The organism is Paraburkholderia sp. RL17-373-BIF-A (assembly GCF_046030175.1).
In the GTDB taxonomy this organism is placed as follows: Bacteria; Pseudomonadota; Gammaproteobacteria; order Burkholderiales; family Burkholderiaceae; genus Paraburkholderia.
The window spans coordinates 149,230-161,684 of the sequence record NZ_JARESO010000011.1 but is presented as its reverse complement, the minus strand read 5'-3'; the positions used below and the strand labels follow the sequence as shown (position 1 = coordinate 161,684).

The 12,455-nt window shown below is 61.4% G+C and carries 10 protein-coding genes; 9 read left to right on the top strand and 1 reads right to left on the bottom strand.

Going from position 1 to position 12,455, the window contains the following annotated elements; all coding sequences use genetic code 11:
• The first annotated feature begins 554 nt into the window (after positions 1-554).
• The 3 genes from P0D80_RS16295 (at position 555) to P0D80_RS16285 (ending at position 2,680) form a co-directional block, all read left to right on the top strand.
• Positions 555-977 (top strand): DoxX family protein, encoded by a 423-nt coding sequence (locus P0D80_RS16295; protein WP_408178226.1) that lies wholly within the window; start codon positions 555-557, stop codon positions 975-977.
• Positions 978-1,117: 140 nt separating this feature from the next.
• Entirely contained in the window at positions 1,118-1,717 is a 600-nt protein-coding gene (gene wrbA / locus P0D80_RS16290) for an NAD(P)H:quinone oxidoreductase (RefSeq protein WP_408285287.1), read from the top strand.
• Between the two features lie 264 nt (positions 1,718-1,981).
• Positions 1,982-2,680 carry a pirin family protein gene (locus P0D80_RS16285; protein ID WP_408178174.1) on the top strand — a complete coding sequence of 233 codons (699 nt, stop codon included), beginning with the start codon at positions 1,982-1,984 and terminating at the stop codon, positions 2,678-2,680.
• Between the two features lie 58 nt (positions 2,681-2,738).
• On the opposite strand, the gene P0D80_RS16280 is transcribed toward P0D80_RS16285, so the two are convergent.
• Positions 2,739-3,623, bottom strand: a complete 885-nt coding sequence (locus P0D80_RS16280) for a LysR family transcriptional regulator (RefSeq protein ID WP_408285280.1) — start codon at positions 3,621-3,623, stop codon at positions 2,739-2,741.
• A 102-nt stretch (positions 3,624-3,725) separates the two neighbouring features.
• On the opposite strand from P0D80_RS16280, the gene P0D80_RS16275 reads away from it, so the two are divergent.
• From P0D80_RS16275 to P0D80_RS16250, 6 genes are all read left to right on the top strand, one after another.
• A complete protein-coding gene (locus tag P0D80_RS16275; protein WP_408285278.1) occupies positions 3,726-4,607 on the top strand; it encodes a pirin family protein in 882 nt (293 codons plus the stop codon).
• A gap of 499 nt (positions 4,608-5,106) precedes the next feature.
• Entirely contained in the window at positions 5,107-7,350 is a 2,244-nt protein-coding gene (locus tag P0D80_RS16270) for a polysaccharide biosynthesis tyrosine autokinase (protein ID WP_132377537.1), read from the top strand.
• Positions 7,351-7,441: 91 nt separating this feature from the next.
• Positions 7,442-8,719: a Vi polysaccharide biosynthesis UDP-N-acetylglucosamine C-6 dehydrogenase TviB gene (tviB, locus tag P0D80_RS16265; protein ID WP_132377536.1), complete on the top strand. Its 1,278-nt coding sequence runs from the start codon at positions 7,442-7,444 to the stop codon at positions 8,717-8,719.
• A 70-nt stretch (positions 8,720-8,789) separates the two neighbouring features.
• On the top strand, positions 8,790-9,821 hold the full coding sequence (locus P0D80_RS16260) for an SDR family oxidoreductase (protein ID WP_408285275.1): 1,032 nt from the start codon (positions 8,790-8,792) through the stop codon (positions 9,819-9,821).
• Positions 9,822-9,903: 82 nt separating this feature from the next.
• A complete protein-coding gene (gene murJ, locus P0D80_RS16255) occupies positions 9,904-11,268 on the top strand; it encodes a murein biosynthesis integral membrane protein MurJ (protein ID WP_408285274.1) in 1,365 nt (454 codons plus the stop codon).
• Positions 11,265-12,425, top strand: coding sequence for a glycosyltransferase family 4 protein (locus P0D80_RS16250; protein ID WP_408285271.1), 1,161 nt, complete (start codon positions 11,265-11,267; stop codon positions 12,423-12,425). The genes murJ and P0D80_RS16250 overlap by 4 nt, the downstream gene beginning before the upstream one ends.
• Positions 12,426-12,455: the final 30 nt, after the last annotated feature.

Sequence of the window (12,455 nt, the reverse complement as noted above, 5' to 3'; positions counted from 1 at the left end):
CTGCACGTTTGTCTATGCCGATAACGACCCCGTCATCGGGCGCGCAAAGGTTGCCCGTGACGACTTGGCGGGTGCGCGATCGGCAAATCGACGACTACCGTATCTACATCGACGTCGCGCCGCTGTTCACGCATTGACGCCAAAGGGAGCATGAGCCGGGCTCTTGAACAGAAAGCGAGCATCGTCACGGGCGACCGCCATCACCTCCTTCGTGACGGACGCTGATCTAGCCGTGGACGGCGCTCATCTCGCAACATAACTGCTCCAGGCGGCTTGTTTGGACGCCTCCCGAATTGCAGGCCGGGCGCGAACGCGACGCTCGAGCTTCGACGTGTAGGCCGGCCCGCGCCAGGGCCGCCGAATAGTTTCCACGCCCCACAAGCTCTGCGAAGCGCCGGCGATCGTCCAGGCGAGCGATCCGGTCCATTGGCATGCGCTGACTGAACCTTATCGTTCTGCCAGAAGCAACGATACTTTGCCTCCACGGAGATATGCGCATCAACATTGCGGCCGTAGCATTCATGCCAGTCGTCATTTCTTTTCAGGAGATTGTCATGGACCGTTTTAAGTTTCTTCCGTTGTTGGGCCGCATCTTGATCGGCGCGCCGTTTGTCATGAGTGGGCTGGGCAAGCTCGGAGCGTATGCTGCGACGGTTGGCTATATTGCCGCCATGGGTCTGCCCGTACCGCCGCTCGCGTTCGGTGTTGCCGTGCTGACCGAACTGGGCGGCGGCTTGCTGCTGCTGTCGGGCTACAGGGCTCGCGCCGTATCGCTGGCAATGGCGGTATTCTGCGTGGTCACGGCATTGTTTTTTCACCACAACTTCGCCGATCAGAACCAGATGATTCATTTTCTCAAGAACGTGATGATGGCCGGTGGTCTTTTGCAGATCACCTACTTCGGTGCCGGCGCGTTCAGCCTCGATGCGCGCTCCGGGCGGACAGCATCGGGCGTTTCGCCTCTGACCGTGAGCTAGGAAGACGGCTCCGATGAGACGACCGACCGACCGTTCGGATCGTCTCACCTGGATCGGCCCTTGCAGCAACACGGTGCGTGTTGTCGGGCGCACAACTTTTCCCACAGTGGCATCACCGCAGATATAGGAAGGAGGTCGAAATGTCGAAAGTTCTGGTTCTATATTATTCCTCGTATGGCCATGTCGAAGCGCTGGCGGAAGCCGTCGCTGAAGGCGCGCGCTCGGCGGGCGCGGCGGTCGACGTCAAGCGGGTGCCTGAGACCGCGCCGGAGGACGTGGCGAAGGGCGCCCACTTCAAGCTCGATCAGCAAGCGCCCGTTGCGACGGTTGCCGAACTCGCCAACTATGACGCGATCGTCGTCGGCACGCCGACCCGCTTCGGGCGCATCTCGTCGCAGATGGCGGCGTTTCTGGATCAGGCCGGCGGTCTTTGGATGAGCGGCGCATTGAACGGCAAGGTCGGCGGAGCCTTCACGTCGACCGCCAGCCAGCACGGCGGACAGGAGGCGACGCTGTTTTCGATTATCACCAACCTCCTGCACTTCGGCATGACCATCGTCGGCCTGCCGTATAGCCACCAGGGGCAGATGACGCTGGACGAAATTGTCGGCGGCTCTCCGTATGGCGCCACGACCATCGCAGGCGCACAAGGTCAGCGCCAGCCGAGCGCTATCGAGCTTGCCGGTGCTCGCCACCAGGGCGAACTGATCGCCCGGACGGCTAACAAGCTGTTTGGCTGAACGTCATTCAAATTCGCACCGCCTACGCGTGCGTGAGACGGCCAGGCGTTTTCCCGCCTGGCCGACACCGGTCCGGGTATCGAATCGCCGTCGGTATGCTTGTCAGTGAGAAGCTGCCAGCCGGCGCCGGCCTGCATACCGCACGCTGAAACCACGGCGGAATTCACCCGAAACACCACGCTCATCATCTGCAGCGGCGCTCAACTCGGCCGCTCGCACAGGTGACGCGCGCCGCATTGGCGGTGGCTCGAAACAGAGGAGAACATGCTCACACACAGACGTTGGAAATCATTGGACGGGGCGAAACGCGGCTGGCTGCGCGCGAAACATCACTTCGTGGTCAGCGCCGACGGCAATCCCGCGCACGCCGCCCTGGGTCCGCTGATTGTCTGGAACGACGACGAGATCGCGGTCGGCACCGGTTTCCCCCTGCACGGACACCGTGACATGGAGATCATCACCTATGTGCGCCAGGGCCTGCTCGGGCATCGAGATACCTTGGGTTCCGAGGGAGCGATCCACGCAGGCGATGTCCAGGTCATGAGCGCCGGCACGGGCATACGCCACGCCGAGTTCAACAAGGGCGACGTGCCGCTCAAGCTTTACCAGATCTGGCTGCTGCCTCGCGAGGCCGGTGGTGAACCGGCATGGGATACCCGGCCGTTTCCCAAAAGCGACCGGTCAGGGCGTTTCGTCGCTCTCGCCAGCGGGTTCGCCCGCGATGAAGGCGCGCTTCCTATTCGCGCCGATGCGCGTGTGCTTGGCGCAATGCTAAGGGCAGGCGAAAGCGTTCGACACGAGTTGGGTCCGGCATGTCGCGCTTATCTCGTCGTGGCCTCGGGACGCATCGAAGTGAATGGCGAGCCCGTTGGGCCGCTAGACGGCGTGGCGATCACGAAGGTCGCCGCGGTGCAGATCTCCGCCCTCGAAGATTCCGAACTGGTGATGGTGGACGCGGGCTGATCGCTTTTTTTGTTCCCCCTCTACGCGGACCCCGTTCAGACGAGATCGCGGTATTAGCTCACTTTCCCAGTTGTGCGATGAAGGCGCGGGCAGCCGGCCCCGGCGGCGCGTCCTTGCGGTAGACAACCTTCATCGGCATCATGACTTCGCGCGGCAGGCCTTCAATGCGGATCGTCACCAGGGTGCTACTTTCGAGATCCTCCTTGACCATGTGCAGCGGCATATGGCCCCAGCCTAGTCCCGCCTTCAGGAAGGCATGCTTGGCCCCCAGATCTCCGAGCCTCCACGTCGAGGGCGACAGGACCCCGAATTCGCTTCCTTGGGACAGTGCGGTTCGGTCGCTGAGCACAAGTTGCACGTGCTTTTTGATGGCGGCCGCCGAAACGAGGCCGCGGCGTTTCGCAAGCGGATGAGCAGGGCTCACGACGGTAACCAGCTCGAGCTCGCGCAACAGTTCGACCTGGAGTTCGTCCGTCACGATCGGCAGAGTGCCGATCACGCCAATGTTGCAAATCCGGTCGAGTACCAGCTTCATCACACCACCCAGCGCCTCGACATAGAGCCGCAGCGGCGTGTGCGGATAATCCTTCTGGGATTGAGCGGCCGCGCTCGTCAAGCTGTCCATCGGGTACATCACGTCCATCGCCACCGAGAGCTCGGGCTCCAGACCGTCTCGCATCGCGCGCGCTCGCGCCTTGAACCCATCGATCGTGTCAGCCACGGAACGCGCGTCAAGCAGCAGGCTCTTGCCGGCGTCGGTGAGCTGCGGGTAACGGGCCGTGCGGTCGAACAGTTTCACCCCGAGCTGGGCTTCGAGATTCGAGAGGGTTTGACTGACCACCGACTGCGCGCGCCGGAGCTTGCGTCCGGCCGCTGAGAAGCTGCCTTCGTCGACTGCCGCGATGAAGGTCCGAAGCTGGTCCAGTGTCAGGCCGTCAAGCATGTCCATCGCTCCAGACGATAGGTGAAATCTAAAAATATAGGCTTTTAAGATGGAGTGCAAGCTCTTACCTTACGTGTATAGCTTTTTTCTCGAGGCAGAGCCATGAACATCGACACAGCCGTACTCACCCCGATTCAGGAAACAGCGCTTGCGCCGCGCCGGATTGCTTTTCGCACCGGCGGCAGCGCGCACGGCGGCATTACTCGCCTGGCCAGTCCCGGCGATATCGGAGAATTGATCAAGCCTTTCGTGTTCCTCGATCACGCCGTGGTCGTGCCCACCGGTAAACCGATGTTCGGCTTCCACCCGCACTCGGGCATCGCCACGCTCACCACCGTGCTGAGTGGCGGCATCTCCTATGCGGACACGACCGGCAAGAATGGCGAACTTTCAGCCGGCGGCCTCGAATGGATGAAGGCCGGCAACGGTGTCTGGCACGACGGCAATGTATTGCCGGGGGAAACCGTACGCCTCTTTCAACTCTGGGTCGCGCTACCGCCTTCGATGGAGAACTCGCCGCCGGAAAGCCAGTACATCTCGCCGGCCAAGGTCCAGTCGGATGGGCCGGTCCGCGTCATCCTCGGCCGCCACGGGTCCGCGGCGAGCGACATTCGCGCGCCTGAAGGCATCAACTACTTCCATGTTCAACTGAGCGCGGGAGAGACCTGGCGATATGCGCCGCCTGCCGGGCACAACGTCGCGTGGCTGGCGATTGACGAGGGCCGCCTGAACGCGTCCGAGCCGATCGAGGCAGGGCAACTCGCCGTGTTCGAGGAGTCCGACGGCGCGCCCATTGAGTTGCACGCCGAGGAGGCGACGTCGTTCGTCATCGGCTCCGCTATCAAGCATCCGTATCCACTGGTGCTCGGTTACTACTCGGTGCATACGAACGCAGACGCGCTTGCGCTGGGCGAGGCCGAGATACGCCGCGTCGGTCGCGAGCTGGCCGCACAGCGTCGCGTCACAACAGCGCGAAATACTTGATGCGGTAGCTCGTCCGCGAACGCATCATCGTCTTCTGGAAAGGGCAAGCCGCGGCTGGAACGCGGCAAGCTCACAAGCCTTCTTATAGCCGTTGTCTGTCAGGCGATGTTCGGATGCATTGCCTGACGCGTCCATCAGGCAATCCAAAAATTCGCTGCCGCCCGGCTGCGAACCTGCGTTCCTGACCTCCCTGAAAACGACGGAAGACTCTGCCTGCGCGCGGCAGCAGAGCACCGTGAAAACTCGAATCTGTCTGGTCGGACATTTTGTGGTTTTCCCTTATTTTAAAAAATCCGATTCCCGCTTCCTCAAAAACTTGCCAGGCCGCTTATAGCGAATCAGCACCGGGAAGATTGTGTGCACTACCGCGCATACTTGGCGCAGCACGGTGCGTATTGTGGCGTCAGGGAAAAGGACCATTACTGCTAAATCGCGCATTTCCCTCGTTCGAATCCGCTTGCAAAAGCGGTCAAATAAAACTACGTGACGAGACGTGCCCATGAAACACAAAAATCTAGCGTTAGAGGGATTATCCGAACGTAATGATGAATTCGATCCTGGATCGATCATCGATACGTTGATTAATCACCGCGTAATGATCGCCGCGATAACAGCGGCCTTCATTTTGATGGGCGCCTTGTACGCGTTCTGCGCGACGCCGATCTATCGAGCAAGTATCTCGATCAGGGTCGAGGACAATGCGCCGACCGCGCTGCCGGATTCGAAAGATCTGGTGCGCAATGCGTCGTCGTTGTTCCAGGAGAAGTCCTCGGCCGAAGGCGAAATGCAGATCCTGAGGTCGAAAGCCATCGCCATGCAGACGGTGGATTACCTCAAGCTCTATATCGAAGCCGAGCCGAAGCGCCTGCCGGTGCTCGGCGGCCTGATCGCGCGTCACACCGACACACGGATGACGCCCGGACTCTTCGGCTGGGGCGGCTTCGTCTGGGGTGACGAATCGATCAGCGTGGCGACGTTCGAAGTGCCGAGGAAACAGGAAGGCAACGCGTACACCGTCACCGCATTGTCCGGCGGCCAGTACCAGTTGCGCGGACCGGGACTGGAACAGCCGGTCACCGGACGCGTCGGCGTCGATGAGCAATTCGAAAGCAGCCACGGGCCGATCAATCTGCTCGTGAGCAAGATCGACGGCGAGAGCGGGGCCGTGTTCAATCTCACGCGCCACTCGCGTCAGGAGGCCCTCGAACAGCTGCAAAAGGGCCTCCAGATCGACGAGCAAGGCAACAAGTCGAATGTGCTGGGCGTCCTGCTGGAAGGCCGCGACCCGGTTCTCGTGACCAACATCCTCAACGATATCGGCGCGGTGTATGTGCGCCAGAACGTGAACCAGAAGGGTGCCAACGCCGAGAAGTCGCTGAACTACCTCGAGCAGCAGCTGCCGGGGGCGAAGCGCCAGATGGAGCAGGCGGAAGAAGCCTATAACACCTATCGCAACAGCCACGGACTTCTGGATGCGGACGAGGAAAGCCGGCTCATCCTGCGACAGGCCACTGAAGCGGACTCGCGCCTCTACGACCTCAAGCGTCAGCGCCAGGACCTGACCGCTCACTTGACGGCCGAGCACCCGAGCGTGGTGGCGATAGACCAGCAGATCGCCAGCACCAACAAGTACGTCGAGAGTCTCGCGAGCCGCGTCAAGGCCATGCCGACGGCGGAGCAAGGTGCGCTGCGCCTGATGCGGGACATGCGCATGAGCTCCGACATGTACGCGGCGTTGCGTAGCAACATCGACACCCTGCGGCTGGTCAAGGCCGGTCAGTCCGCTTCCGTGCAGTTGCTGGATACGGCGGACGTTCCCGAGCGGCCGGTCAAGCCCGCGAAAGCGCTCGTGCTGCTGATCGCGGCGGTGCTGGGGCTGTTCATCGGTATCGGGCTTGCCTTCCTGCGTGATTTCCTGTTCAAGGGCGTGGCCGATCCGGAAGAGCTGGAGTCCCGCACCGGCCTGAGCGTGTACGCGACGATCCCGGTCAGCGACCAGCAGTTCCAGCTGACGCGGAAAATGTCCACCACGGGCGAAGAGAAGCTGGCTCTGGCTTTCCAATACCCGATGGACCCGGCTGTAGAAGCGCTGCGCACGATGCGCGCGTCGCTGCAATACGCGATGAACGGCGACCGCAACAACGTGGTGATGCTCGCGGGGCCGTTGCCGGGTATCGGCAAGTCGTTCCTGTCAGCCAATCTCGGCACCTTGCTCGCCGCAGGCGGCAAGCGCGTGCTGCTGGTGGACGGTGACCTGCGGCGCGGCCATCTGAATCAGTATTTCGGCTTGCCGCGCGCCGCGGGGCTTGCCGACGTGATCGCCGGCACTGGCTCGCTCGAAGACACCGTGCACAAGGAAGTGCTGCCGAATCTCGATGTCCTGCAGTGCGGCGAGTATCCGCACGACCCGGCTGAACTGTTGTTGAGCAGCAATTTCAGGGCAACCATTCGTGCCGCTTCGGAGCGCTACGACATTGTGCTGCTCGACGCACCCGCCATCCTTGCCGTGTCGGATACGGTGACCATGGCGCCCGTCGCCGACTCGATATTCATGGTCGCGCGTTTCGCCGATACGCGCGCCGGCGAGATCTCGGAATCGGTCAAGCGTCTGGCGCAAACCGGTTCGAAAGTGGAAGGCATTCTGCTGAATGGATTCAAGGTCAGTCGCGGCAATTACGCCCAGTCGCGCCGGTATGGCGGCTACGCATACGACGCCTATTACTCCGATTCGGCAATGAAATAGCGCGCGTAGCCCGTGCAAAGGTTCAGGCCAATTGAATCTTGCACGGGGTTTTAAAAAAGACGCGTATCTATAATAAAGGGGAGCAACAATCATGCATTCGTTAAACGAGCTGAAACTCGCCGTGGTCGGTCTTGGCTATGTCGGATTGCCGCTTGCGGTGGAGTTCAGCAAGCGTCGCCCGGTGGTGGGGTTCGACATCAACGGCGTGCGCATCTCGGCGTTACGTGAAGGACGGGACATCACGCTCGAAGTCAGCGATGAAGAACTGGCCGCGGCCACGGGCATGACCTTCACGTCGGACGTGGAGGAGCTCAAAGCCTGCAACGTGTACATCGCAACCGTTCCGACGCCGATCGACGACTACAAGCGTCCTGATCTCCGGCCCCTGATCGGCGCCAGCGAGACCATCGGCCGCGTGCTGAAAAAGAATGACGTGGTCATCTATGAATCGACCGTCTATCCGGGTGCCACGGAAGAGGAATGCGTGCCGGTTCTCGAGCGGACCTCGGGGCTGAAATTCAACGTGGATTTCTTTGTCGGCTACAGTCCCGAGCGGATCAATCCGGGCGACAAGGCGCACCGCGTGATGGATATCAGAAAGGTCACGTCGGGATCGACGCCGGAGATCGCTGAACTCGTCGATTCGCTGTACCGCGAGATCATCGTCGCAGGCACGCACAAGGCGAGCAGCATTCGCGTCGCCGAGGCGGCCAAGGTCATCGAGAATACGCAGCGCGACGTCAATATCGCGCTGATCAACGAGCTGTCGATCATCTTCAACAAGATGGGCATCGACACGGAATCGGTCCTGCAGGCAGCCGGAACCAAATGGAACTTTCTGCCCTTCAGACCGGGTCTGGTGGGTGGCCATTGCATCGGCGTCGATCCGTATTATCTGACGCACAAGGCGCAGGCCATTGGATACCACCCGGAGATCATCCTCGCCGGCCGGCGCCTGAACGACAGCATGGGCGGTTACGTTGCGTCGCAACTGGTGAAGGCGTTGACCAAGCGGCAGATCGGCGTCGCCGGTGCCCGCGTGCTGATCATGGGTCTGACATTCAAGGAAAATTGTCCGGACCTGCGCAACACCAAGGTCGTCGATATCGTTGCCGAGTTGCGGGAATACGGCGTCGAAGTCGATGTCTACGATCCGTGGGTCTCGAAAGAGGAGGCCCGGCGCGAACACAACCTGGACCCCATCGAGCATCCCGCCGAAGGCGTCTACGACGCGACGATTCTGGCCGTCGCGCACAGCCGGTTCCAGGAATTGGGCGCGCAAGCCATTCGTGTCTTCGGCAAGCCCGGGCATGTACTGTACGACCTGAAGTACCTGCTGCCCGCGGACGCCAGTGATCTGCGTCTCTAGCAGACCCTAAGCACATCGCACGCGAGGCCATCACGACGTGATGGCCTCCTCATCTTATCCGGAGGCATCGATGCCTGATCGCTACGACACAACACGGCAACAACTCGCCGGGCATCCGCAGCAGTGGTTGATTACCGGCGTGGCCGGCTTTATCGGTTCGAATCTGCTGGAGGCGCTGCTCAAGCTCGACCAGACCGTGGTCGGACTCGACAATTTCTCTACCGGCTACCAGCGCAATCTCGACGAAGTACGCTCCGTCGTTTCGCCGGAGCAATGGCAGCGCTTCAGATTCATCGAAGGCGATATCCGGCGTCCGGAAGATTGTGTGAACGCCGTCAATGGCGTCGATCACGTGCTGCATGAGGCGGCGCTGGGTTCGGTTCCGCGTTCGGTGGTTGACCCGATCGCGACCCACGAAGTGAACATCAGCGGCTTCCTCAATATGCTCGTGGCCGCGCGCGACGCGCAAGTGTCGAGCTTCACGTATGCCGCATCGAGCGCGACGTATGGCGACCATCCCGGCTTGCCGAAAGTCGAAGACCAGATCGGGCAGCCGCTTTCGCCGTATGCCGTCACCAAGTACGCCAATGAACTGTACGCATCGGTGTTTGCTCGTGCCTACGGCTTCAAGACGATTGGCCTGCGCTACTTCAATGCGTTTGGTAAGCGCCAGGATCCGGACGGCGCTTACGCCGCGGTCATTCCCAAATGGACGGCCGCGCTCATTGCCGGAGACGACGTCGTGATCAATGGCGACGGCGAAACCAGCCGGGACTTCTGCTTTATCGACAACGTAGTGAAGGCGAACATCCTGGCGGCGACGGCGGACGAGGTGGCACGCAACGAGGTGTATAACGTCGCCGTCGGCGATCGCACAACGTTGATCCAGCTCTACGACGGCTTGCGGTCCGTGCTCGCCGACAACGGTGTCTCCTGCGACAAGCGCCCGGTGTTCGGGCCTTTTCGCGCCGGCGATGTCCGGCATTCACAGGCAAATGTCGACAAGGCGGAGCGGCTGCTCGGCTATGAAAACACGATTCCCTTGGTGGAAGGCTTGTCCAAAGCGATGCCCTGGTACATCGAGTTCGTATCGCAAAGGTGATGTCTTCAGACGCCCGGTCTCACGGGCGTGCTTCGGCATGACGGATGCGCAACGCGTTGATCTTTTTAAGGCAGTAACGTCAATGTCTCAGATCGCAGGTTGGCGAAGCCGTCTGCTGCAGATTCATCCCGATCATTCGCGGATCGCACGCAGTGCGGTCTGGGTTTCCCTGTTCGCGCTCATGGGCAAGTCGGCGGGCGCGCTCAAGGAAATGGCGATCGCGTATCGGTATGGCATCAGCAATGTCGTCGATGCCTATCAGCTCACGCTCACGCTGGTCACCTGGCTGCCGGCTACGTTTGTCGCTGTGCTGAGCGTCGTGCTCGTGCCGGCTCTCGTCGAGCTGCGCGGTAGGCCCAGGCAGGAGCAAGCGAAGTTTCTCGGCGAACTCGACGTGATGGCGATTTTTGTCGGCGTGGTGTTCGCGGTCCTTCTCTATTTCGCCTGGCCGCATGCGCTCGACCTGATGGCGCGCAACCTGTCGGAAGAAACCCGCCTGATGTCGCGCCGGATGATGCTCGGCATGGCGCCGGTCGGCATCGTCATGCTGACGATCTGCGTGTATGCGGCACGGCTCCAGGCACGCGAAAAGCATGTCAACACGCTGCTGGAGTGCGTGCCGGCGGTCGTGTTGCTGGGCTTCGTGCTGGCCTGGCACGATCCGAGCTCCCCCGTGCCGCTGATCTTGGGCAGCACGCTCGGCTTTCTCCTTCAGGCGGTGATATTGGGCGTGCTTTCCGGGCGTGCCGACAACATCCGCGCACGGCTCAGCTTCTCTGTCAGCTCGCCGCAGTGGCCCCACATGTACCGCGCGGTCGGCGTGTTCATGATCGGCCAGTTCATCATGAGTCTGGCTACGCCGCTGGACCAGTATTTCGTGGCGGGCCTCGGCGACGGCAACATCGCGACGCTCGGCTATGCCAGCCGCGTGCTCGGCCTGCTCGTCAGCATGGGCGCCGTGGCGATCAGCCGGGCGACCTTGCCGGTTTTATCGGAGCTGCTGAGTGCAGGAGACAACGCTCGCGCCCGAAGCATCGCGCTAAAGTGGTCGCTATTCATGCTGGCGGTCGGTTGCTTGGTGGCGGTGGTGGCGTGGCTTCTCGCGCCGATGGTGGTGAAGCTGCTGTTTCAGCGCGGCGCCTTTAGCGCTGCGGACACGGTGGCGGTGTCTGGCCTGTTTCGCTGGGGATTGATTCAGATACCGTTTTACTTCTCGGTGCTGGTGCTGGTGCAGCTGCTGGCGAGCGAAGGCCGCTTTAAAGCAATGGCGGGCATCGCGGCCGCGAATTTCGCCGTCAAGGTGGTGGCTAATTACTTCCTGATTCGATGGCTCGGCATCACGGGGGTCGTTCTTGCAACCGGCGTCATGGGCCTCTGTTCGTTCGTCTGCTATCTGTTTTTCACGTTGTCAAACGGCTCATTAAAGAACAAGACGGGTCCGCTATGAAGATTCTGCTGTTCATCCATTCCTTGCATTACGGCGGTGCGGAGCGCGTGGCAATGAACCTGTCGAGCGAATGGGTCGCGCAAGGGCTGGACGTCAGTGTCGTGACGTTGACATCCACCGCAAGCGACTTCTATGCGCTACACGACTCGGTCGAACGCATTACCCTCGACCTCGCGGGGGGCAGTGGCGGTTTGGCGGGCGCGGTATTCGCGAATGTGCGCCGAATGCTGGCTCTGCGCCGCGTGCTCAGACAGGTGAAGCCGGATGTCGTGCTCGGCATCGAGACGCGGCCGTCGATCCTCGCCATCCTGGCCGGCCTCGGCCTGCCCTGCAAGGTGATTGCGACTGAGCACATTCATCCGCCGATGCTCTTCGAAGGAAAGCTCTGGGAGTTCTTGCGCCGCTGGACGTACCGTTTCGCGGACAAGGTCGTCGCGTTGACGCAGAAAAGCAAGCTGTGGTTGCAGGACAACTGCAATTGCAAGGCCGTCACCGTGATTCCGAATTCGATCTCGCTGCCGATTCCTGTCGTGGAGCCTATCGTGCCGCCGCAGCAGGTGGTCGGCGCCGGGCGTCGCGTATTGCTCGCGGCGGGACGCATGGCCGAGCAAAAGGGCTTCGATATTCTGATCGACTCCTTCGGCCGGATCGCGAGCGATTTTCCCGCGTGGGATCTCGTCATTCTCGGAGATGGCCATGACCGGGATGCGCTCGTTGCACAGATAGCCGCGGCGGGATTGAGTAAGCGCGTGCTCCTGCCGGGTCAGGTCGGCAATATGCCTGACTGGTACGAGCGTGCGGACCTATACGTGCTGAGTTCGCGGTTCGAAGGCTTCTCGATGACGATCGTCGAGGCGATGGCGAGCGGTTGCGCGGTGGTGAGCTTCGACTGCGACGCGGGGCCCGGAGACATCATCACGCACGGCCATGACGGCCTGCTGGTTCGTCAAGTCGGCGACCCGCAGGAACTCGCCAATGCCTTATCGACCTTGATGAGCGATGACGAGATGCGGGCACTCATGGCAGCGCGCGCGCGTGCGGTCGTCGAGCGGTTTTCGGTGGCCAGGGTCTTCTCGATGTGGCGTGACGTGTTCACGCAAACCGGCGTGAAACCTTCGGGGATCATCGATCGTCCTTCCGTGCGGGTGACGGAGTGAACCCCACGCTGCTTCCAATCATCAAGCGGG